Raw genomic sequence first — 21,900 nt, forward strand, 5'->3', positions numbered from 1 at the left:
CCGGGACTGTTTCTCAACGTTCCGAAGGCAAGATGTTTTACGCCGAGGGCTGCCCCGTCGAAAACACACCCTTTCCATTGCCTGCACCAGAGACCGAAATCTCATTAGACATTGGATCACCTCCTTCCGATACGTTGAACATAACTAGAAGGTAGTACGATTCGTCAGTAATGCAAGAGGGGTTACTTATAACGGGCGCCCGGGCATTACGACACCCGCATCACGATCTTGCCGATATGATTGCTGCTCTCCATCAGCCGGTGCGCTTCCACAACCTCGTCCAGCGTGAAGACCCGGTTGATAACAGGCGCGACCTGACCGCTTTCGATGAGCGGCCAGACCTCTCCGATAAGGTCGTCGCGGATGGCGCGTTTTTCGTCCGCCGTGCGGGGGCGCATGGTGGAGCCGGTGACGGTGAGGCGTTTGACCATGATCGGGGTGAGATTGACCTTATCGGCCGTCGCACCACCCAGAAAGGCGATGATCGACAGGCAGCCATCCTTGGCGAGTGCCGCAAGGTTCTTTTCGAAATAGGCGGCGCCGATCATGTCGAGAACGACATCGACGCCCTTGCCGCCGGTTTCGGATTTAACGATCTCGGCGAAATCCTCCTCGCGGTAATTGATCCCGCGCTTGGCGCCGAGCTTCACGCAGGCCTCGCATTTTTCCGCCGAGCCCGCCGTGGCATAGACTTCGGCGCCAAAGGCTTTCGCAAGCTGGATGGCAGTCGTGCCGATACCGCTGGTGCCGCCGTGGATGAGCACGCTTTCCCCTTCGGTAAGGCCTGCCATCTGGAAGAGATTGGCCCAGACAGTGAAGAAGGTTTCCGGCAATGCGGCCGCTTTGACGGCGTCGTAACCTTTGGGGAAGGGCAGGGCCTGCCCGGCGGGGACGGTGCAATATTCGGCATAAGCGCCGCCATTGGCGAGCGCGCAGACCTTGTCGCCCAGCGCGAATTCATCGACGCCTTCACCGAGAGCGACCACCTCGCCGGCGATTTCGAGGCCGAGGATCGGGCTTGCATCCTTCGGCGGCGGATAGGTGCCCTGGCGCTGCGCGACATCGGGGCGGTTGACGCCCGCCGCCTCGACCTTCACCAGAATTTCGCCTTTTGCGGGATTCGGCAAAGGCGCTTGCGAAAGGCGCATCACCTCCGGGCCGCCATGGGAGGGAAGGTCGATGAAGCGCATTTTTTCGGGCAGGGTCATAGTGTCGGGCATGGCCAGGGGCAACTCCTCACTTGTCGGCGTCACCTGAAGATGTAGGTCAGATGCGCCGTCGAGGGAAGGTGGCCCTTTGCCGCTGATGTCAATTTGTCTCGCCGAACACCCGGACGACGAAGCCGCTTTCATTTTCCTTCGCAGCGGCCTTCACACCCGCGATCTCGCTGCCGATACGCTCGGGATTGGCGATGATCAGCCCCTTCGGCAAGGTTAGGACGCCGATCGAGCAGCGCAGCAGCGCGAAGTCACGCTCGTTGCCGTGGCGGTCCTGGCCTTTCATGCAGCCGGCGGCGCGGTCTTCGTCCGAATAGAGTTCGGCGACATCGTCGTGAAAATCGCTGAGCAGCCGCTCTAGGATTTCCGTCAGTTCTCCTACCGACCAGTCACGCACGCCGATGAAGAAGTCGTCGCCGCCGATATGGCCGAGGAAACAATCACCGGCAAAAAAGTAGCGGCGCATCAGAGCCGAAAACAGGGTGATGGCGTGGTCACCGGCGTTGAAGCCGTATTTGTCGTTGAAGGGTTTGAAATTATCGAAGTCGCAATAGCAGAAGAAACGCGACTCGTCGCCGTCGCTGCAGCGGTCGGCAATGAAGCCGCCAATCGCGCGGTTGCCGGGCAGCGCCGTCAGCGGGTTCTGGTCCTGCGCCATCTTCAGCTGTTTTTCGTTGATGACCTTGATGAGCGAGGCCGCGGAAACAATGCCGGCGTAACGCATGTTTTCGGTGAGGATGATGCAGGCGCTGCCGCCCATGCTGGCGAACATGTTCATCAGCTGGTCGGCATCCGCATCGAGGCCGACGATCGGCGCGGGATCGACGAAATGGGAAATGGTGCGCTCATAGATCTTGTTCTTGAGCAGGTCGCGGCCGAAGGGTCGGTAGATATATTCCTTGAGGTGATATTCGTTGATGACGCCGCGCGGTTCGCCATTGGCGTTGAGAACCGGGAAGAAGGCCTGCTGCGGATTTCTGCGGAACAGTTCGAAGACGCTGTCGACGCTGTCATGCTCGAAGACGGTGGGAAGGCGCTCTATTTCCCGGCGGATGAGAATTTCATCCAGCGTCTGGCTGCTGCGTCGCGCCACGCCGATGCGGTTGATGTGGGGAAAACTTTCAGGCAATTCGCTGGTGAAGACCGTTGGCCTGGCGATCAGCCAGCCCTGCACCAGATCGACGCCGAATTCGCGGCAGGTCAGAAATTCCGCTTCGGTCTCGATGCCTTCCGCAATGACCCTGACGCCGAGAACATGGGCGATGTTGACGATGTTGCGCACAAGGTGCTGCTTGCGCGGCAATTGGTCGACGCCGGTGATGAAATGCCGGTCGATCTTCAGGTAATCCAGCGGGAAGTCGCAGAGCAGCTTCATCTCGCCGTGACCGGCGCCGAAATCGTCGATTGCCAGCTTGAAGCCTTCCTTGCGCATGCGGGCGATCAGCGCCGTGAACTCCGGCACGCTGGTATTGTCGAAGCGTTCGGAAAGTTCAAAGCAGATGGAGGAGGCCGGAATGCCCGCCCGCGCCAGATGGCCGACGAGCTTGTCCAGAATGGCGTCGCCATGCGGGATCAGCCGTACATCGAGATTGAGGAACAGGGTGGCGGAGGAAAAATCGGGCAGGGTGGAGAATTTTGCGAGCGCCCGGCTTGCCAGCATCTGCTCGAAGGCCTTCAGCTCGCCATCTGCAGCAGCCTGGTCGAGAAGCGCCAGCGGATTGGAAAAACCGAGCCGATCATGGCCGCGCATCAGCGATTCATAACCGAAGATCGTGCCCGTCGTCGCCTCGACAATCGGCTGGAACGCCGTTTCGAGCACCAGCTTGGCCATGGGAAACATGTGCCCGGAGGCAAAACGCCTGATGACATCGTTCTCCAGCGTGACGGCCTGCATTTTATTCTCCGCTGTTGCCGGTCCCCATGTGGCTAACGTAAGGGGAGCCTGTCTCTTTTGCGGCGAACAATCGCAGATTACAGGTCAACAAAAGCTTTCACGACTGTGAAGCTTTGATGAACGTTTTGTTACAACCCCATAAGCATGTAGGCCTATGAGCATGTGGGGTTGTTGCGCCGGGCCTCATGCGCTGCGGACGTGCCCGGTGTGAGCGGCGTAGAGATCCGCGACGTTCATGCGCTCCCGGTCTGCCTCGACAGACTCTGCGGACTCGGTGCCGACGCCATGTTCAGCGGAGGCCGCCCATAGTCTCAGCGCTGCCCTGACGACCTCGCTGCCGGATGCGTAAGCGCCGCAATTCACGGCCTCGCGCATTCTTGCTGCCTGTTCCGGGGAAATCGATACTGTTACCATTGGCATGATATCACTCCCTTCTTTAAACGCTGCGATCGGTCCTTCGATGTCCGGTTTGCGGATCGGGCGCCGTCGTGGTCTAGGCGGGCGTTTTTATCGTCTTTCGTCTGGCGCCGCTTCCAGCGAAATTTGTATCATCAGCGATATTAGCACGAAACGCGTTCCATTCCCAATTCGCAGTATATCACGGTTTAGTTTTTCCCCCGTGAACCGGGCGGCAGCATGGGGTTCGCCACACCGGCCGATGCCTGCGAAACTATCACTGTCCGGCGGCGGAAAATATGATCCATCGCAAATCAGCGACATAAAATGGCGCGTTTTTTATTGATTGATTGATCAATCAAGAATAATTTGCCATCCGTCAAGGAGACCCCTATGCCCAAGATCGGAATGGAGCCTTTGCGCCGCAAGGCGCTTGTGGATGCGGCGCTTCGCACCATAGGCCACCATGGTTCGCTGAATGTGACAATGTCTGATATCGCCCGGGAAGCGGGCGTGTCGGCCGCGCTCGCGCATCATTATTTCGGCAGCAAGCAGCAGCTTCTTCTGGAAACCATCCGCAGTCTGCTGCGTGACTTGAGGCGCGATGCCGTGGCGGCGCTGACCCGCGCTTCCGGCCCGCGTGAAAGGCTGAGCGCCATCGTGCATGTCTCCTTCCAGAGCGACCAGTTCACGCCCGAAACGGTGGCGGCATGGCTCGCCTTTTATGTCGAGGCGCAGCGTTCGGAGGAAACCCGCCGCCTGCTGGTGCTTTATTCCCGTCGCCTGCGCTCCAATCTCATGGCCAGCCTCAACCGGCTTTGTCCGCCCGACGATGCCGCGCGCATCGCGGAAGGGGCGGCGGCCCTGATCGACGGGCTTTATATCAGGCACAGCCTGCGTTCCGCCCCGCTTGGCCTCGCCTCCGCGCCGGCGCTGGTCGAGGATTATTTCGACATGCAGCTTAAATCTTTTCCCGATGGACAGCGCCCGAAGCCGTCCATCCGCGTTCTCAAGGAGACTTCGACATGACCATCGCCACGCCGCTCAAGGCGCAGCCGAAAGCCTCGCATTTCATCGACGGGGACTATGTCGAGGATAATACCGGCACACCGTTCGAGAGCATCTTCCCGGCCACCGGCGAAGTGATCGCAAGGCTGCATGCGGCGACACCTGCCATCGTCGAGCGCGCCATCGCCTCGGCCAAACGCGCGCAGAAGGAATGGGCGGCGATGAGCCCGATGGCGCGCGGCCGCATCCTCAAACGCGCCGCCGATATCATGCGCGAACGCAACGATGCGCTTTCCACGCTGGAAACGCTGGATACGGGCAAGCCCATTCAGGAAACCATCGTCGCCGACCCAACCTCCGGCGCCGATGCTTTCGAATTCTTCGGCGGCATCGCGCCGTCCGCCCTGAATGGCGATTATATCCCGCTCGGCGGTGATTTCGCCTATACCAAGCGTGTGCCGCTCGGCGTCTGCGTCGGCATCGGCGCCTGGAACTATCCGCAGCAGATCGCCTGCTGGAAGGCCGCGCCCGCGCTGGTCGCCGGCAATGCCATGGTCTTCAAGCCCTCGGAAAACACGCCGCTCGGCGCGTTGAAGATTGCCGAAATCCTCATCGAAGCCGGCTTGCCAAAGGGCCTGTTCAACGTCATCCAGGGCGACCGCGACACCGGCCCGCTTCTGGTCAACCACCCCGAAGTGGCCAAGGTCTCGCTCACCGGCTCCGTGCCGACCGGCCGCAAGGTGGCCGCCGCCGCCGCCGGGCATCTGAAGCATGTGACCATGGAACTCGGCGGCAAGTCGCCGATGATTGTCTTCGACGATGCCGATATCGAAAGCGCCGTCGGCGGCGCGATGCTCGGCAACTTCTATTCCTCCGGCCAGGTCTGCTCGAACGGCACGCGCGTTTTCGTGCAGAAAAAGGCGAAGGAGCGTTTCCTCGACAACCTGAAAAGCCGCACCGAGGCGATGATCCTCGGCGATCCCCTCGATTACGCCACCCATCTCGGCCCGCTGGTCTCCAAGGCCCAGCAGGAGAAGGTTCTTTCCTATATCGAAAAGGGTAAGGCGGAAGGAGCGACGCTCATCACCGGCGGCGGCATTCCCAACAATGTCTCGGGCGAGGGCGCTTATGTGCAACCGACCGTGTTCGCCGATGTGACCGACGATATGACCATCGCCCGCGAGGAAATCTTCGGGCCGGTCATGTGCGTGCTGGATTTCGACGATGAGGACGAGGTTATCGCCCGCGCCAACGCAACCGAATTCGGGCTGGCCGGCGGCGTCTTCACCGCCGATCTCGCCCGCGCCCACCGTGTGGTGGATCAGCTGGAGGCGGGCACGCTGTGGATCAATACCTATAATCTCTGCCCGGTGGAAATACCCTTCGGCGGCTCCAAGCAGTCCGGGTTCGGGCGGGAGAATTCGGCGGCGGCGCTGGAGCATTATAGCGAGCTGAAGACGGTTTATGTGAGCACGGGGAAGGTGGACGCGCCTTATTAAGGCAGCGTTGCGGATTGGGGCTTACCCCCCTCTGTCCTGCCGGACATCTCCCCCTCAAGGGGGGAGATCGGCAAGACGAGCCGTATCACTTCACCCTCGAAATTTGAGAAGGGCGAAACCTGGCCTCAGATCGATCTCCCCCGTTGAGGGGGAGATGTCCGGCAGGACAGAGGGGGGTAACCCCACCCGCACATGAGCCATTGAGAGAGAGCACAAATCATGCAGGCAGATTACGTCATCGTCGGTTCGGGCTCCGCAGGCTCCGCCATCGCCTATCGCCTGTCGGAAGACGGCCGTTATTCTGTCATCGTCATCGAGGCAGGCGGTTCCGATTTCGGCCCCTTTATCCAGATGCCCGCCGCACTCGCGTGGCCGATGAGCATGAAGCGCTACAATTGGGGTTATCTCTCCGAGCCCGAACCCAATCTCGACAACCGCCGCATCACCGCCCCGCGCGGCAAGGTCATCGGCGGCTCGTCCTCCATCAACGGCCTCGTTTACGTGCGCGGCCACGCGGAGGATTTCAACCGCTGGGAAGAGCTTGGCGCGCATGGCTGGGCCTATGCGGATGTGCTGCCTTACTTCAAGCGCATGGAGCACAGCCATGGCGGCGAGGAAGGCTGGCGCGGCACGGATGGGCCGCTGCATGTGCAGCGTGGTCCCGTCAGCAATCCGCTGTTCCACGCCTTCATTCAGGCGGGCGCGCAGGCGGGCTTTGAACTGACGGACGATTATAACGGCTCCAAGCAGGAGGGTTTCGGCCTGATGGAGCAGACCATCCACAATGGCCGCCGCTGGTCCGCCGCCAATGCCTATCTGAAGCCGGCGCTGAAGCGCGGCAACGTCACGCTGGTCAATGGTTTCGCCCGCAAGATCGTCATCGAGAACGGCCGCGCCGTGGGTGTCGAGATCGAACGCAAGGGCGTGGTGGAAACCATCACGGCCAATCGCGAGGTCATCCTTTCTGCCTCCTCCTTCAACTCGCCGAAACTGCTGATGCTTTCGGGTATCGGCCCTGCTGCCCATCTGAAAGACATGGGCATCGAAGTGAAGGCGGATCGTCCGGGCGTCGGCGCAAATCTTCAGGACCATATGGAGTTTTATTTCCAGCAGGTCTCCACCAAGCCGGTCTCGCTTTACTCCTGGCTTCCATGGTTTTGGCAGGGCGTGGCGGGCGCGCAATGGCTGCTGTCGAAAGGCGGGCTTGGCGCCTCCAACCAGTTCGAGGCCTGCGCCTTCCTGCGCTCCGCGCCCGGTCTGAAACAGCCCGATATCCAGTATCATTTCCTGCCCGTGGCCATTTCCTATGACGGCAAGGCGGCCGCAAAAAGCCATGGTTTTCAGGTGCATGTGGGCTACAACCTGTCGAAATCGCGCGGCAACGTCACCCTGCGCTCCGCCGATCCGCATGACGACCCGGTCATTCGCTTCAACTATATGAGCCATCAGGAAGACTGGGAAAAATTCCGCCATTGCGTGCGCCTGACGCGCGAAATCTTCAGCCAGAAAGCCTTTGACGATTTTCGCGGGCCCGAAATCCAGCCGGGCGAAAATGTCGGGACGGATGAGGAAATTGACGCCTTTTTGCGGGAGCATCTGGAAAGCGCCTATCACCCCTGCGGCACCTGCCGGATGGGTGACAAGGACGACCCGATGGCCGTCGTCGATCCCGAATGCCGGGTCATCGGAGTGGAGGGCCTGAGGGTTGCCGACAGCTCCATCTTCCCGCATGTGACCTATGGTAACCTGAACGGCCCGTCGATCATGACCGGCGAAAAGGCGGCGGACCACATTCTCGGCAAGACCCCGCTGCCGCGTTCCAATCAGGAACCATGGGTGAACCCGCGCGCGGCCGTCAGCGACCGGTGAGGATCAATGGTAGTCGTCCTCGCGCTGGTGGCGAACGGCGGCGATGGTGACGGTTTCCGGGCCGTCGATACGGAACAACACGATATAGCCGGACGAGCCGAAAGGGACGAGTAATTCACGCATCAGGCCATTTTCTTGAGATGCTTTGCGGCAGCTGAAAGGAAAATCGGTCAGAAGCTGCAAGCCCGTTCTGATCGCGTGGATCGCCTTTTCTGCCACATCGATGTCATAGGCGATCAGAAAGTCGTAGATTCGGTCGAAATCACCGAACGCTTCTTCGGTGTAGCGAAGCGAATATGTCATTTTCGCTTCGCTGCTTTCGCGGCATCCAGCTTTCTTTGCATCATCGAAAGAACGTCATCGGTGGTGTAATAAACCCCCGTACGTTCCGCCTCTTCGAGTGATGCTAACCCGCGCGCAATGAATTCCGCCTGCGACTTGCGGATTTCAACCTGCCTGCGCACAGAGTCTTCAATAAAGGACGAAAGTGTCTCGCCGTCCTTTAGCACGCTTTCGGCTGCTTCGCGGAAATCCGCCGTCACCCGCAGCGAAGGGATCGTTGCCGTTTTCATGGGTTGCCTCCTTTGCGTTGCAATTGCGATGCGCAGATTGAGTTAATTACTAGATGGAGTCAAATTTAAAATGGGTGGAAACGTCGGGAGGGCAGCCATGTCATACATCCGGACCGGCCACCCCGAAATAACCAAGCCCCGGTATCTTCACACCGGGCCGGCCAAAATCGATGCCGGCGACCAGGCCGAGAAAATTGACCTCAAAACCGCTGCGGGCACCTGCCGAAATACCGAACAACCCGCCCAGCGAAACGCTCGCATCCTTCCAGTCGTCGGCGATGTGGTAAAACGCACCGTCCGGCAGGTAGTCACGCCCCACCGCGTCCGGCGGCAGCACGACGCCCAGTTCCGGCACGCTGCGCAGCACATGGGCGACGAAGGTGTTGGAGTTGGGGCCGGGATAGATGCGATAGCCGCCCGGCCGACCATAGGGGTAATCGGCAATCGCCTTTTCGATTTTCGGGATCAGCTTTTCCGCTTCCGCGCCGTGAATGGCCACCACCTGACGCGGCATGTTTGAATACCAGTAGGCGTCCGCCGCATAACCATTGTGGCGGATCGGCGTACCCCAGCCCACCTTGTCGTAACGGTCATAGCTCGCAGCACCGGGCTTTTTCAGAACGACCCAGGCATGGCTGGCGACGGAGCCCTTGAAACCGCCGGTCATGGCGGAAAAGACGTAGACCGCGGCTTCTCCATCGCTCGACGCCACCGGCAGCATGCCGGAGGACGACCATCTTGCGGCGTTCCAGCCGCGCGGATGGTCCTTCATGGCCCATAACCCCGCCGATGCCAGTGCCGGCAGCAGATAGATAATGGCAATCGCCAGCAGCAGACGTTTTGCAAATTTCACTGACAGCCCCGTGCATCGAAAAATTAATTGCGGTATCAACGACATAAAATCAGAATTTTTTGAGGCTGAGAGAATGAACAATTCCGTTACCGTCGAAGTCACCAGGGGCAATCTCGTCGAAAGCCGCCATCAGGGTCTTGTCGTGGTGGTGGATGGCGATGGCGGCGTGCTGTTTTCGTCTGGTGATATCGAGCGCGGCATCTTCCCGCGTTCCGCCTGCAAGGCCATGCAGGCGCTGCCGCTGGTGGAAAGTGGTGCTGCGGATGCCTATGGTTTCGGTAACCGCGAACTCGCATTCGCCTGTTCGTCCCATTCCGGCGAGGACGCGCATGTGGAACTCGCCGCTTCGATGCTTGCGAAGGCGGGCAGGGATGTGGATACGCTGGAATGTGGCGCACACTGGTCTTCGGACCAGAAAACCATCATCCATCAGGCTCGCACACTGGAAAAGCCGACAGCGCTGCATAATAATTGCTCCGGCAAACATTCCGGTTTCATCTGCGCCTGTTGCCACACCGGCACCGATCCCAGGGGCTATGTCGGTTACGATCACCCGCTGCAGCGGGAAATCCGCGCCACGATGGAAAGCCTGACGGGTGCTGCTCTCGGCCAGGACAATTGCGGCGTGGATGGCTGCTCCATCCCCACCTATGCCGTACCGCTCAAAGGGCTGGCGCATGGTTTTGCGAAGATGGCGACGGGCAGGGGGCTGGAAGCGGGTCGTGCGACAGCGTCGCGCCGTCTCATCGAGGCCTGCATGGCGGAACCCTTTTATGTGGCGGGCACCGGCCGCGCCTGCACGAGGCTGATGCAGATCGCGCCCGGCAAGATCTTTGCCAAGACCGGCGCTGAAGGCGTTTTCGTCGCCGCCCTGCCGGAAAAGGGTATCGCCATGGCGGTGAAATGCGAAGACGGTACGACACGCGCGGCCGAAGCCGTGGTATCCGCACTGCTCGCCCGCTATTTCGATGAAGGCAGCGCCGAGCAGCAGGCGCTGAGCAGCATGGCGAACCGGCAGATGCGCAACTGGAACGGCATCCACGTCGGCGATGTCAGAGTCGTCGGGCTCTAAATAACCTTTGACGCGGCCGGTTGCCGGCACGATGATGACGTGCCCTGTATGTGACGGCCATCCCACGGCCGCCGCGGGCCGGCGTCCGCATGAGGAAGAAACGGGCGCTTCATTGCTTTGGAGGTCGCATATCCATGTTCACACTGTTCTTCTCCCCCGGTTCCTGTTCTCGCGCCAGCCATATCGTGCTTGAGGAATCCGGCCTGCCTTACAAGGCCCATCGCGTCAATTTCGCGGAGGGCGAGCAACGCTCCGAGGCATTTTTAAAGATCAATCCCAAGGGCCGCGTGCCGGCGCTGGCCACCGCAAGCGGCGTGCTGACGGAGACGCCCGCCATTCTCGCCTTTATCGCCCAGATGGCGCCTGAAAAGAAGCTCGCGCCGCTCGATGATCCCTTCGAATTCGCGTTGATGCAGTCCTTCAACGCCTTCATTTCTTCGACCGTGCATGTCGCCCATGCGCATGGCCGGCGCGGCAGCCGCTGGGCGAATGAGGATAGCTCGCTGGCCGATATGAAGGCGAAAGTGCCGCAGACCATGGGCGAGTGCTTCGAACTGATCGAGCACGGCATGCTGCACGGCCCATGGGTTCTTGGTACGGCCTATTCGGTTGCCGATCCCTATCTTTTCGTCATGTCCGGCTGGCTGGAAAGCGATGGCGTGGATATTGCCCGTTTCCCGAAGGTGCATGACCACTTCCGCCGCATGAACGACCGCCCGGCGGTGCAGCGGGCGCTTGCGGGGGAGAGGGGCTGAGAGGCCCCAGCTCGGTCTTGTGGTTGCTCCCTCATTTCTGTGACAAGCACAGGAATGAGGGCAGAGAGACACGCTGGCGGAGTGTTCTCCCGCTCAGGCCGCCTCGGCCGCGCGGGTATCCCACATCGTCTTGAACGCCGTGCGGGTCTGGCAGCGGTCCAGCCAGGCTTTCAGCGCCGGATGGGCATCGAACAGCGGCTTGTGGCCCTGTGCGTAACGAACGATTTCCGCGGCGTTGAGATCGGCCACGGTGAAACGGTCGCCCACCAGGTATTCGTGGCTGGAAAGGTGCTGCTCCAGCACCCGGAAGGGACGCTTCAGCAGGCGGGCGGCAACATCGATCACCGCCTTGCCGCTATCGCTTTCCGACAGGCCTTCGGCGATCGCGGAGGAAATCTTCAGCGAATTGGTTTCGATTTCGGTGGCGGCAAAGAAGGACCATTGCAGCATCGCCGCATCTTCCTTCAAATCGACCGGCGCAAGCGGTCCGCCATATTTGCGGGCGAGATAGAGGTTGATGGCCATGGATTCGTAAAGCACCATGCCGTCATCCTCGATGCAGGGAATGGTGCCCATCGGGTTGACGGCCAGAAAATCCGGGGACAGCGTGTTGAGCGGCGCATCCGCAGCCAGCGGATCGGCAAGACGGCGGGCCTGTATGACCGGCACATGTTTGAATTCTATGCCAAGTTCCCCTGCCAGCCACAACGTGCGCGTGGCGCGGGAACGGTAGACACCGTAAATCGTCAACATCGAAATTACCCCTTCAACCTGTCAGATGGCGGCACGTTACGGTCTAGCCCTTTTAAAGTGAAGCTGCGGATCGCAGGGTCAACTATGATTTTTTCTGATCCGTCAGGAGGTCCGTGTCCGGCGACAGCCGGCATTCGAAACGGTCGATGAACCGCTCGAACAGGCGGGCGAAAGTCTCCACATCCTCCGCCGGCCAGCCATCCATTACATCCTCGATGACGCTCATCTTGGTCCGGCGCATTTCCTGCAAAAGACTGGTGCCGATCGGCGTGATCTCGACGATGCTGCGGCGGCCGTCTTCCTGGGAAACGCCGCGTTTCAGCAGGCCGCGCCCGACCATATCCGCCACCACACGGCTGCCCCGCGAGGGATCGATGCGCATGCCCTCGGCAATCGCACCCACGGTAACGTCGCCTTCCGCCCGGCGCAGAATGTCGAGCACGTCGATATGGGAAAGTTCCAGACCCGGAGCGAGCTTGGCAAGCGCCATGCGGCCGATGATGCGGCGGCCGATCATGATGCGCATGCGCGTCATCGTATTGCCGATCCGCTTGATGTCCTCGGGCAGATCCTCGTTCCAGTTTTCCTCAGTCGTCACGCTTCATCGTCCCTTTCGATGCAATTTCCCGATCACATTTAGCGGCATTAGCATAGATGTCAAAAACTTGACATTGACATATATATGCTGATAGCACACAAATTGTCGCAGTAAAACCGCCGTAAGCCAACGAGATTTTTCATGGATATGTCCACCGCCCCCGTGGCGCCGCTTGTGTCGGATCATCGGCGCAGGCTCATCGTCTTTCTGTTTCTGATGCTGGCCATGTTCATGGCGACCCTCGACAACCAGATCGTATCGACAGCACTGCCCACCATCGTCGGTGAATTCGGCGCGCTGGAGCGTTTCGGCTGGATCGGCTCGGCCTATCTTCTGGCGACCAGCGCGGTCATGCCGGTTTATGGCAAGCTCGGTGATCTGTTCGGTCGCAAATATGTGATGATCGCAGCGGTCGTCATCTTCACGCTTGGCTCACTCGCCTGCGGGCTGGCCTGGTCGATGGATTCGCTGATTGCGGCCCGCGTGCTGCAGGGGCTTGGCGGCGGCGGCATCATGGTATCGATCTTTTCCGTCAATGCGGATCTGTTCGAACCGCGCGAGCGCGCCCGTTACCAGAGCTATTCCAGCCTCACCATCATGGCGTCTGGCAGTGTCGGCCCGATCCTCGGCGGCACGATGAGCGACCTGTTCGGCTGGAGGTCGATCTTCCTCATCAACCTGCCGCTCGGCATTATCGTCATTGCAGGTCTGGCGCTGATGCTGCCCTATCGCCGTCCGGCCCGCCAGCCGAAGATCGATTATCTCGGCGCGGTCCTCTTGGCGGCCACCATTGCCAGCGTGGTCTTCTGGGCAGACAGCAGCGAATTGTTCGGCTCGCTGATCGCAGGCCCCAGTCTCGGCATCATCGCTTTCGCCGTCATCGCCGCTTTCCTCTGGGTGCAGGTGGAACGCCGCGCGCCGGAACCCGTCGTGCCGCTCAGGCTCTTCAAGGACAGCACCTTTCCGCTCTTGATGATCGTTTCGCTGACCAGCGGCGGCATCGGTATCGGCATGGTCAATTATTACGCCCTGTTCCTGCAGACCACGACCGGCCTTTCGCCTTCCCATGCCGGCCTGTTCTTCATCGCCGTCACCGGCGGCATCGTCATGGGTTCGCTTTCAGCCGGGCGGCTGATTTCGATCACCGGCGTCTACAAGCCCTTCTCGGTGGCGGGTCTCACCATCAACCTCATCGCCATGCTGCTGTTCACGCAGATGCATGCAGGAACGCCGCTTCCCCTGATCGCCGCGTTGATGCTGGTGCAGGGTTTCGCCGTTGGCCTCGGCCAGCAGGCGCCGATCATCGGCGTGCAGAATTCCGCGCCCAAGGCGGATATAGGTGCGGCGAGCGGCGCGGTGACGCTGACCCGCATGGGCGGCGCGGCCATCGCCATCTCGGTCTATGGCGCCATCGTATCATCGAGCCTCAGGGGCGTGGCCGTCGATATTCCCGGTGTCGGCAAGATCGAGGAGCTGACGCCGAAAATCCTCTCCGAACTTCCCGCCGCCTCACAGGCCGCAGTCGCCTCGCTTTATTCGGATGCCTTCACTCCACTCTTTTTCGCAGCGGCCGCGACCGCTGCCATCGGCCTTGCGGCGGCGCTGATGCTGAAGCCGGTGCGGTTGCCAGCAGCGGTGCAGGCAAAGCCGGCGGAAGAGGCGGGGGAGTAGGCAGGTAGGCAGTTGTGAACGCTGGTTTTGTGCTGAAACCTCTCCTCCGTCATACCGGCCTTGTGCCGGTATCCAGTCAGCCCAAGTCCTTGGGCTGAGAGCTCTTCCCGCCGCGCAGACGCGCGGCTGCTAGATTTCGGCTCAAGGCCGGAATGACGGGAGATGCTTGCTAAACAAAAACACCGCCACTGGAAATTTAACGCCCGTTCCGCGTTATTCTCGCAGCACTTTACATTCGCGCGGGCGGCCCTATCTCAATGAATATGAAGCCGGAACAGCTGTTGAACTCCACGCCCAAGGGTCTTTATTGCCCGGCGGGCGATTTTTATGTCGATCCCGTCCGCCCGGTGGCGCGGGCGCTCATCACCCATGGCCATTCCGATCACGCCCGCGCCGGCCATGGCGCGGTGCTGGCCACGCGCCAGACGCTCGATATCATGCGCATCCGCTACGGCGAGGATTTCTGCGGCAGCGAGCAGGCGGTCGATTTCGGTGAGAGGGTGAATGTCAATGGCGTGACGGTGGGTTTCCATCCGGCGGGCCATGTTCTCGGCTCCGCACAGATCTCCGTGGAAATGAACGGCCTGCGCATCGTCGCCTCGGGCGATTACAAGCGCGGCGTCGACCCTACCTGCGCGCCCTTCGAGACGGTGCCATGCGATGTCTTCATCACAGAGGCCACCTTCGGCCTGCCGGTGTTCCATCATCCGCTGCCGCGGGTGGAAATCGGCAAGCTGCTCACCTCCATCAAACAGTTTCCCGAACGCACCCATCTGGTCGGGGCCTATTCACTGGGCAAGGCGCAGCGCGTCATCCGGCTTTTGCGGGATAATGGCTACGCCGATCCCATCTATATTCACGGCGCGCTGGCGCGGCTTTGCGATTATTATGTCTCTGAGGGTATCGATCTCGGCGATCTGCGCCCCGCGACGCTCGAAAAAAGCGATCCATCCGCCTTCAAGGGCGCGATTGTCGTCGGTCCGCCCTCGGCGTTTCAGGAACGCTGGGCGCGCCGTTTCAACGAGCCGCTGATTGCATTTGCGTCCGGCTGGATGATGGTGCGGCAGAGGGCAAAGCAGGGCGGTGTGGAGCTGCCGCTGGTCATATCAGACCATTGCGACTGGCCGGAACTTCTGGAGACGATCAAGGAAATTTCTCCGCAGGCCATCTGGGTCACCCATGGCCGTGAGGAGGCGCTGGTGCGCTGGTGCGAATTGCAGGGCATTGCCGCCAAGCCGCTGCATCTTGTCGGTTACGAGGATGAGGGGGATTGAGATGAAAGCCTTCGCCACGCTTCTCGATCGCCTCGTTCTCACCCCCTCGCGCAACGGCAAGCTGAAGCTGCTGACCGATTATTTCCGCGATACGCCCGATCCCGACCGGGGTTACGGGCTGGCGGCGATTGCCGGCACGCTGGACCTCAAAAGCGTCAAGCCGGCCCTGCTGCGCGAGCTGGTGCTGGAGCGGATGGATGAAGTGCTGTTCCGCTATTCCTATGATTATGTGGGCGATCTGGCCGAGACCATATCGCTGGTCTGGGGCAATATCGGCGGCGCTGATGACGCCGAGGCTCAGGACCCGCGTCTCGGCGAAGTCGTCACACTGATGAATTCACTCGGCCGCACGGAGGTGCGCGGCGCGGTGCGCGATCTGCTCGACCGGCTCGATACGTCCTCGCGTTTCGCTTTCCTCAAACTTGCAACCGGCAGCCTGCGCATCGGCGTTTCGGCGCGGCTGGCGCGTCAGGCGCTGGCGGATTTTGCGGGGAAAGACATCACCGAGATCGAGACCCTCTGGCACGGTCTGACGCCGCCCTATACGTCGCTTTTTGCGTGGCTTGAGGGCAAGTCGGACCGGCCGGTGCTGGCGACACCAGCCATCTTCCACTCGGTGATGCTGGCGACGCCGGTGGCCGATGGCGACCTCGATGCGCTGGACCCTGCCGACTATGCCGCGGAATGGAAATGGGACGGCATTCGCGTGCAGCTGTCCCGCGCCGGTGGGACACGAAAACTCTATTCCCGTTCCGGCGACGATATTTCCGGGGCCTTTCCCGATGTTCTGGAGGCGATCGATTTCGAAGGCGTGATGGATGGCGAGTTGCTGATCGGCGGCACGGCGCGGTCCAACAATCTCACCCGCACCTTTTCCGACCTGCAGCAGCGGCTGAACCGCAAGACGGTGACGGCAAAGATGCTGGACGACTATCCCGCCTTCATCCGCGCCTATGATCTGCTGTTTGATGGCGAGAGTGATATCCGCGCGCAGACCTATCTGGAGCGCCGCGGCAGGCTGTCCGATATCGTCGAGCATGCCCCGCATGACCGTTTCGACCTTTCGCCGCTGATCGGCTTTTCCAGCTGGACGGAGCTCGACACACTGCGTGCCGCGCCGCCCGATCCTGTCATCGAGGGTGTGATGATCAAGCGCCGCGACAGCACCTATCAGGCTGGCCGCGCCAAGGGGCCGTGGTTCAAGTGGAAACGCGATCCCTATAATATCGACGCTGTCATGATGTATGCCCAGCGCGGCCACGGCAAAAGGTCGAGCTATTATTCCGATTTCACCTTCGGTGTCTGGGCGGAAGGCGAGGATGGCGAACAGCTCGTGCCCGTCGGAAAGGCCTATTTCGGCTTCACCGATGCGGAGCTGGAGGTGCTGGACAAGTTCGTCCGTGACAACACCGTCGAGCGCTTCGGCCCGGTGCGGGCGGTGCGCGCCACGCCGGATTTCGGTTTCGTGCTTGAAGTGGCCTTCGAAGGCATCAACCGCTCCACCCGCCACAAATCCGGCGTCGCCATGCGCTTCCCCCGCATTGCCCGGCTGCGAGCCGACAAGCTGCCCGCGGAAGCAGACAGGCTTTCGACGCTGGTGGCGATGATCGATGGTGTGGAGGGGTAGGGGGCTGCGCCGCTTCCCTCATTCCCGTGACTAGTGCAGGAGCAAGGAAAGTGTTTTGTCCAGAAATTGCCATGATGGCTGCGAATACATTGTTGTCATTCGCGAATCCGTGATTGGACAGCCTCCCGCCGCAGTGTTGAACTGCTGTTACAACCATCCTCGTCAGGTGAACATATGGCAGACAAACGCTTTCTTTCCTCACCCTTCGGACAGGAAGAGAGCGGCCCGATCTCGCCGGGCATGACGCGGCGCAGAGTGCTGGCCGGCGCCACGGGGCTGTCAGCGGCGGTTATCCTGCCGCCCGCCGTGAAAGCGGGCATTCCCACACCCGAAGTTCTGCCGCTGGAAAGGCAGGATTATGCGGAGGCCCGCCGACGTTTCCACACGCATCTGCTGCGCAAGATGGCCGCGCCGGAAAAATCCTCGGTGCTTGGCACGCCGCCCGGGGCGGAGCGTGTCACCTATCCCGGCGGGCCGGATGGTTCCATCGAACTGGTCGCCTGGCTCTCCCATTATCAGCCGTCAAAAACGCTGAAACCCGCTGTGCTTTTCCTCCACGGCGGCAACGCCACCGGTGATGGCCACTGGGCGCTGATGAAGCCCTATTGGGAAGCGGGCTTCGTTGTGCTGCTTCCGTCCTTTCGCGGCGAAAACGGCCAGAATGGCAATTATTCCGGCTTCTACGACGAAACGGCGGATGCGCTGGCGGCGGCGGCCTATCTGGAAAATCTTCCCGGCATCGACAGAAAGCGGTTTTTCATCGCCGGCCATTCCAATGGCGGCACGCTGACGCTTCTTGCCGCCATGAGCCGCAAATTCCGCGCCGCCGCGCCCATATCCGCCGGTGTCAATTCATGGCGTTATTTCAACCGCTATAGCGACGAGATCTGTTTCGACGAAACCGACGAGCGCGAATTCATCATGCGCTCTTCCGTCTGTTTCGGCCCCAGCCTCAAATGCCCGGCGCTGCTTTTACGCGGCACGGAGGAACGGCCCTTCGATGCCGATCACCAGCTTTTTGTGGACCGCGCCCTGACATCCGGCTTCAAGGTCGATAAAAAACTGCTGCCCGGCAGCCATAATGGCGTGGTTCCGGGCGCGGTGGAAGAAAGCATCCGCTTTTTCAATGGTTTCGTCTAAACGCGATATTGCGCGGCTGCTTGCCGGCGCATGGCGTCCTAGTTTTTGACGATGGACGTCTTGGCCTGCTCGGCCCACCATGCGCCGTCTTTTTTGTCGGCATATTGCGCGCGTTTGTTGGTGAATTGCCCCTGCGTGCACATTTCGCGGTAATTGCGAACCGGCAGCCCGAGTTCCTTGACGACGGCGTGCACCACCGTCGGACCCGTCATGTCATAGACGCTGACGAGCGTTCCCTCTTCGATATTCTGGGCAATACGATCGGCCATCAGCCTCAGCGCCGGGTGACCGGGTTTCGATGCCATGAAGTAATTTGTGATTTCGCCATTTTTCATGGCGATGAAAACGGCGTCTTCATCCGCGCCGATCACATCTTCCGGGCGGGCCGCAAAGTTGGAATCGATATCCAGATAGATGCCGCCTTCCTGCAGAAGAACCAGAATACGCCAGAAATCCGCCTTGGCGGCGCCGACCTGCAATCGACGGAAGGCATCGGCATAACGTCCGGGAAAATGCCGGTCGATATAGGCCTGGCACGCCTCGTCATCATGGTAGCGATATTCGAATTCCGGCGTCAGCCAGCGGTTGAACAGGAAATTCGCATAGATCGGCGTCGTTACCCGGTTGGAATAATTCGTCTGCCAGATGATGCGCGGAATGGCTTTTTCCGATTTCGGGCTGCGTCTGGCAGGCTGATACTCCGGAAGCGTCTTTCTTCTGCCGGGGCGGATGAAGAGATCGATGGAGAAAATAACCTTGACGATGTTGCCGCCGATCTTGATCGCGCGGTACGCAATGCGGTTATAGCCAGTTTTAGCCAAGTTCAGCGCTCCTGCGCGTGGAATCGTTTGTCACGCGCGTGGAAAACGGCGGCACGCGGTATTTATTGGACGCAATTAGTTTGTCAATACGCTGAAAATGAGACCGGCCGAGCCCGGATTAACGAGGCTCGGCCGGTTTGGGAGGGGCTGCAATCAGGCTTTGTTGCGGTTGAAATATCCAAGCAGCCGCATGGCGTTTGCGGTGACCAGAACCGTAGCGCCCGTATCGGCGAAAACGGCGAGCCACAGGCCGGAAAGGCCGGTGACGGTCGTCACCAGAAACACTGCCTTCAGGCCGAGCGCGATCGTCACGTTCTGGCGGATATTGCTCATGGTGGCGCGCGACAGGCCGATGAGGCGGGCGGCATCGCCGACATTGTTGCGCATCAGCGCCGCATCCGCCGCTTCCATCGCCACATCCGTGCCCGAGCCGATGGCGACACCGACGCTGGCCGCCGCAAGGGCCGGCGCATCATTGATGCCGTCACCCACCATCACCACGGTCTTCTTTTCGGCAAGCTTGCGAATTTCCTCGACCTTGTTCTGCGGCAGGAGTTCGCCGCGCGCCTCAAGGCCCAGCTTGTTGCCGATGGCCTTTGCCGTGCGGGCATTGTCACCCGACAGCATCAGCGAGGAAATGCCCATCTCCTTCAGCGCTTTCACACCTTCGGCCGCATCCTTGCGCGGCTCGTCACGCATGGCGAAGAGGCCGCTTGCCGCCCCGCCGACTATCACGACGGCCACCGTCTTGCCTTCGCTCTCCAGTGTGGAGATGCGGTCGGCCAGTTCCTTGGAGACGGTGCCGACTTCGGTTGCAAAGCGCGGCGCGCCGATGAACAGGTCTTTTCCGCCGACATTGCCCTGCATGCCGCGACCGGAAATCGCCTTGATGTTGGAGCCTGGCAGGGGCTTTACGCCGAGCTTTTCGGCATGATTGACGATGGCGCGGGCGAGCGGATGGCTCGATTCATGCTCGATGGTCGCGGCCGCCGCGATCAGGCCGGCCTCGTTGCCGTCAAGCGCCACAACGTCAGTCACGACGGGTTCGCCAAGCGTCAGCGTGCCGGTCTTGTCGAAAGCGACGGTTTCGGTGCGCGCCAGCATTTCGATGACCGCGCCGCCCTTCACCAGCATGCCGTGGCGTGCCGCAGCCGAAAGGCTGGAGGCTATGGCCGCGGGAACCGAAATGACCAGCGCGCAGGGGCAACCGATCAGCAGCAGGGCGAGACCGCGATAAATCCACGTATCCCAGTCACCGAGGCCGGCGAGCGGCGGCACGATGATGGTGAGCACGGAGATCGCCACGATCAGCGGCATATAATAACGCGAGAAGCTCTGGATGAAGCGCTCGGTCGGGGCACGCGCATCCTGCGCTTCTTCGACAAGCGTGATGATGCGGGCAATGGTATTGTCTTCCGGCGCGCGGTCGACGCGGATGCGCAGCGAGCCGTCATGGTTGATGGAACCGGCAAAAACGCGTGCGCCCTTTTCCTTGGCGACGGGAATGCTCTCTCCGGTCATCGGCGATTCGTCGACGCTGGACTGGCCTTCCATGACAACGCCATCGGCGGCGATACGGTCGCCGGGACGCGCCACGACCACCTGGCCGATGCGCACCTGATCGGCGGCAACCTGCCGAAGCGCACCGTTTTCTTCCACCAGCGCCGTCTTCGGCAAGAGCGAACCGAGCGCCTTGATGCCAGAGCGCGCACGTGCGGCGGCAAAGCCTTCCAGCAATTCGCCGACGGAGAAGAGCAGCACGACAATGGCCGCCTCTTCCGCCTCGCCGATGATGATCGCGCCAATGGCGGCAATGGTCATCAGCATCTCGATGGTGAAGACCGCGCCGAAACGGGCGGCATTGAAGGCGTTCTTCGCGATCGGGAAAAGCGTGACCAGCGTGGCGATGATGAAGGCATAACCGCCCCATGCGGGGAAGGTCAGTTCCGCAGCATAGGCAATGGCGACCAGAATGGTGCCGGTGAAGGTGTTGCGCGCCTTTGCTGTGCGCCACCAGACACCTTTTTCATCCGCGCCATGGGCATGGCCCACTTCCGCGCCCTGCGCTGAAGCCGCCGGGGCGGAACCATGCGAATGGCCCGCATGGTCGTGGCCGGAATGATCGTGTCCGGAATGGTCATGATCTGAATGGTCGTGGTCGTGGTCGTGGTGATGCCCGCCGCACGACCCGTGGTCATGGTCGTGATCCGCCACTTTTTCACGCGCGGACTTTTCCTGCGGCAGCAGGGCCGGTTTAAATCCGAGCTTGCGCAGCGTGTCCTCGATTTTTTCGACCGGGGTTTTGTTCTCGGCCAGCGAAAGGTTCAGCCGTTCGCGGGCAACCGAGACCTTGACGTCGCCAACGCCGGGCAGGCGGGAAAGCGCGGTTTCAATCTTCGCGGCGCAGCTGCCGCAATCCATGCCGCCGACCGAAAAAGTCAGCGCATTGTTCTTTTCAGCGGCCGTTTCGGCCTCGTCATGGTGGTGACCGCCGCAGGAGGAATGGTCGTGATGATCGGCCTCGACCTTTGCCTGGGGAGCCTTTTCGCGCGGCAGCAAAGCGGGTTTGAAGCCAAGCTTGCGCAGCGTGTCCTCGATTTTTTCGACCGGGGTTTTGTTCTCGGCCAGCGAAAGGTTCAGCCTTTCGCGGGCAACCGACACCTTGACGTGGCCAACGCCGGGCAGGCGGGAAAGTGCGGTTTCAATCTTCGCCGCGCAGCTGCCGCAATCCATCCCGCCGACCGTGAAGGTCAGTTCCTCCGATTCCCCGTTCAAACTGCCGCGTGTCGAAATATTCATGGTTTCGCTCCTGAATTCCAGTCGACAGTCAATCTGGCACCTCTAGCAACTAGAGCTTCAAGAGGAAAAATGCAGTTTTTCG

The 21,900-nt window shown here is 60.8% G+C and carries 19 protein-coding genes; 9 read left to right on the forward strand and 10 right to left on the reverse strand.

The window, feature by feature from the left end; all coding sequences use genetic code 11:
* Positions 1–206: 206 nt before the first annotated feature.
* The 3 genes from V6S97_RS12325 to V6S97_RS12335 form a co-directional block, all read right to left on the reverse strand.
* A complete protein-coding gene (locus tag V6S97_RS12325) occupies positions 207–1,220 on the reverse strand; it encodes an NAD(P)H-quinone oxidoreductase (protein WP_162691848.1) in 1,014 nt (337 codons plus the stop codon).
* A gap of 88 nt (positions 1,221–1,308) precedes the next feature.
* Positions 1,309–3,111 carry a GGDEF domain-containing protein gene (locus V6S97_RS12330; protein ID WP_003508995.1) on the reverse strand — a complete coding sequence of 601 codons (1,803 nt, stop codon included), beginning with the start codon at positions 3,109–3,111 and terminating at the stop codon, positions 1,309–1,311.
* Between the two features lie 183 nt (positions 3,112–3,294).
* On the reverse strand, positions 3,295–3,531 hold the full coding sequence (locus V6S97_RS12335; protein WP_060723896.1) for a ribbon-helix-helix domain-containing protein: 237 nt from the start codon (positions 3,529–3,531) through the stop codon (positions 3,295–3,297).
* A 369-nt stretch (positions 3,532–3,900) separates the two neighbouring features.
* On the opposite strand from V6S97_RS12335, the gene betI reads away from it, so the two are divergent.
* The 3 genes from betI to betA all read left to right on the forward strand — a co-directional run bounded on the left by betI (position 3,901) and on the right by betA (position 7,883).
* Complete coding sequence (betI, locus tag V6S97_RS12340; RefSeq protein WP_003508993.1) at positions 3,901–4,536, forward strand: transcriptional regulator BetI; 636 nt, start codon at positions 3,901–3,903, stop codon at positions 4,534–4,536.
* On the forward strand, positions 4,533–6,014 hold the full coding sequence (betB, locus tag V6S97_RS12345; protein WP_099085583.1) for a betaine-aldehyde dehydrogenase: 1,482 nt from the start codon (positions 4,533–4,535) through the stop codon (positions 6,012–6,014). Before betI ends, betB begins: the two co-directional genes overlap by 4 nt.
* Positions 6,015–6,233: 219 nt before the next feature.
* On the forward strand, positions 6,234–7,883 hold the full coding sequence (betA, locus tag V6S97_RS12350; protein WP_003508989.1) for a choline dehydrogenase: 1,650 nt from the start codon (positions 6,234–6,236) through the stop codon (positions 7,881–7,883).
* 3 nt (positions 7,884–7,886) lie between these two features.
* Here the strand turns inward: betA and V6S97_RS12355 are convergent, their stop codons facing one another.
* The 3 genes from V6S97_RS12355 to V6S97_RS12365 form a co-directional block, all read right to left on the reverse strand.
* Positions 7,887–8,186, reverse strand: a complete 300-nt coding sequence (locus V6S97_RS12355) for a type II toxin-antitoxin system RelE/ParE family toxin (RefSeq protein ID WP_003508988.1) — start codon at positions 8,184–8,186, stop codon at positions 7,887–7,889.
* Positions 8,183–8,455 (reverse strand): YlcI/YnfO family protein, encoded by a 273-nt coding sequence (locus tag V6S97_RS12360; RefSeq protein WP_003508986.1) that lies wholly within the window; start codon positions 8,453–8,455, stop codon positions 8,183–8,185. The genes V6S97_RS12355 and V6S97_RS12360 overlap by 4 nt, the downstream gene beginning before the upstream one ends.
* Positions 8,456–8,555: 100 nt before the next feature.
* On the reverse strand, positions 8,556–9,308 hold the full coding sequence (locus V6S97_RS12365; protein ID WP_174066915.1) for a DUF3750 domain-containing protein: 753 nt from the start codon (positions 9,306–9,308) through the stop codon (positions 8,556–8,558).
* Positions 9,309–9,381: 73 nt separating this feature from the next.
* Here V6S97_RS12365 and V6S97_RS12370 point away from each other — a divergent pair, with 73 nt between their 5' ends.
* Both V6S97_RS12370 and V6S97_RS12375 read left to right on the forward strand, forming a co-directional pair.
* Positions 9,382–10,380, forward strand: coding sequence for an asparaginase (locus V6S97_RS12370; protein WP_060723902.1), 999 nt, complete (start codon positions 9,382–9,384; stop codon positions 10,378–10,380).
* 134 nt (positions 10,381–10,514) lie between these two features.
* A complete protein-coding gene (locus tag V6S97_RS12375; RefSeq protein ID WP_078051121.1) occupies positions 10,515–11,135 on the forward strand; it encodes a glutathione S-transferase family protein in 621 nt (206 codons plus the stop codon).
* Positions 11,136–11,228: 93 nt separating this feature from the next.
* Here V6S97_RS12375 and V6S97_RS12380 read toward each other — a convergent pair whose 3' ends face one another.
* Positions 11,229–11,888, reverse strand: coding sequence for a glutathione S-transferase family protein (locus V6S97_RS12380; protein ID WP_003508979.1), 660 nt, complete (start codon positions 11,886–11,888; stop codon positions 11,229–11,231).
* An 82-nt stretch (positions 11,889–11,970) separates the two neighbouring features.
* Positions 11,971–12,486 carry a MarR family winged helix-turn-helix transcriptional regulator gene (locus tag V6S97_RS12385; protein ID WP_112293084.1) on the reverse strand — a complete coding sequence of 172 codons (516 nt, stop codon included), beginning with the start codon at positions 12,484–12,486 and terminating at the stop codon, positions 11,971–11,973.
* 141 nt (positions 12,487–12,627) lie between these two features.
* Between V6S97_RS12385 and V6S97_RS12390 the strand changes: the two genes are divergently transcribed.
* From V6S97_RS12390 to V6S97_RS12405, 4 genes are all read left to right on the forward strand, one after another.
* Positions 12,628–14,157: an MDR family MFS transporter gene (locus V6S97_RS12390; protein ID WP_334426902.1), complete on the forward strand. Its 1,530-nt coding sequence runs from the start codon at positions 12,628–12,630 to the stop codon at positions 14,155–14,157.
* Positions 14,158–14,414: 257 nt separating this feature from the next.
* Entirely contained in the window at positions 14,415–15,431 is a 1,017-nt protein-coding gene (locus V6S97_RS12395) for a ligase-associated DNA damage response exonuclease (protein WP_035213402.1), read from the forward strand.
* Between the two features lies 1 nt (position 15,432).
* Positions 15,433–17,058, forward strand: coding sequence for a cisplatin damage response ATP-dependent DNA ligase (locus V6S97_RS12400; protein WP_003508971.1), 1,626 nt, complete (start codon positions 15,433–15,435; stop codon positions 17,056–17,058).
* A gap of 174 nt (positions 17,059–17,232) precedes the next feature.
* Positions 17,233–18,198 (forward strand): alpha/beta hydrolase family protein, encoded by a 966-nt coding sequence (locus V6S97_RS12405; RefSeq protein ID WP_334426903.1) that lies wholly within the window; start codon positions 17,233–17,235, stop codon positions 18,196–18,198.
* 38 nt (positions 18,199–18,236) lie between these two features.
* Here V6S97_RS12405 and V6S97_RS12410 read toward each other — a convergent pair whose 3' ends face one another.
* Both V6S97_RS12410 and V6S97_RS12415 read right to left on the reverse strand, forming a co-directional pair.
* Positions 18,237–19,019, reverse strand: coding sequence for a glycosyltransferase family 32 protein (locus V6S97_RS12410; RefSeq protein ID WP_003508963.1), 783 nt, complete (start codon positions 19,017–19,019; stop codon positions 18,237–18,239).
* A 153-nt stretch (positions 19,020–19,172) separates the two neighbouring features.
* Entirely contained in the window at positions 19,173–21,818 is a 2,646-nt protein-coding gene (locus V6S97_RS12415) for a heavy metal translocating P-type ATPase (RefSeq protein WP_334426904.1), read from the reverse strand.
* Positions 21,819–21,900 lie beyond the last annotated feature (82 nt).

The sequence above is a fragment of the Agrobacterium sp. CCNWLW155 genome, from assembly GCF_036888815.1.
Taxonomy (GTDB): Bacteria; Pseudomonadota; Alphaproteobacteria; order Rhizobiales; family Rhizobiaceae; genus Agrobacterium; species Agrobacterium radiobacter.

Coding starts and splice junctions, on each gene's coding strand:
- V6S97_RS12325 (WP_162691848.1), bottom strand. CDS start 1,220: ATGCCCGACACTATGACCCTGCCCGAAAAAATGCGCTTCATCGACCTT.
- V6S97_RS12330 (WP_003508995.1), bottom strand. CDS start 3,111: ATGCAGGCCGTCACGCTGGAGAACGATGTCATCAGGCGTTTTGCCTCC.
- V6S97_RS12335 (WP_060723896.1), bottom strand. CDS start 3,531: ATGCCAATGGTAACAGTATCGATTTCCCCGGAACAGGCAGCAAGAATG.
- betI (WP_003508993.1), top strand. CDS start 3,901: ATGCCCAAGATCGGAATGGAGCCTTTGCGCCGCAAGGCGCTTGTGGAT.
- betB (WP_099085583.1), top strand. CDS start 4,533: ATGACCATCGCCACGCCGCTCAAGGCGCAGCCGAAAGCCTCGCATTTC.
- betA (WP_003508989.1), top strand. CDS start 6,234: ATGCAGGCAGATTACGTCATCGTCGGTTCGGGCTCCGCAGGCTCCGCC.
- V6S97_RS12355 (WP_003508988.1), bottom strand. CDS start 8,186: ATGACATATTCGCTTCGCTACACCGAAGAAGCGTTCGGTGATTTCGAC.
- V6S97_RS12360 (WP_003508986.1), bottom strand. CDS start 8,455: ATGAAAACGGCAACGATCCCTTCGCTGCGGGTGACGGCGGATTTCCGC.
- V6S97_RS12370 (WP_060723902.1), top strand. CDS start 9,382: ATGAACAATTCCGTTACCGTCGAAGTCACCAGGGGCAATCTCGTCGAA.
- V6S97_RS12375 (WP_078051121.1), top strand. CDS start 10,515: ATGTTCACACTGTTCTTCTCCCCCGGTTCCTGTTCTCGCGCCAGCCAT.
- V6S97_RS12380 (WP_003508979.1), bottom strand. CDS start 11,888: ATGTTGACGATTTACGGTGTCTACCGTTCCCGCGCCACGCGCACGTTG.
- V6S97_RS12390 (WP_334426902.1), top strand. CDS start 12,628: ATGGATATGTCCACCGCCCCCGTGGCGCCGCTTGTGTCGGATCATCGG.
- V6S97_RS12395 (WP_035213402.1), top strand. CDS start 14,415: ATGAATATGAAGCCGGAACAGCTGTTGAACTCCACGCCCAAGGGTCTT.
- V6S97_RS12400 (WP_003508971.1), top strand. CDS start 15,433: ATGAAAGCCTTCGCCACGCTTCTCGATCGCCTCGTTCTCACCCCCTCG.
- V6S97_RS12405 (WP_334426903.1), top strand. CDS start 17,233: ATGGCAGACAAACGCTTTCTTTCCTCACCCTTCGGACAGGAAGAGAGC.
- V6S97_RS12415 (WP_334426904.1), bottom strand. CDS start 21,818: ATGAATATTTCGACACGCGGCAGTTTGAACGGGGAATCGGAGGAACTG.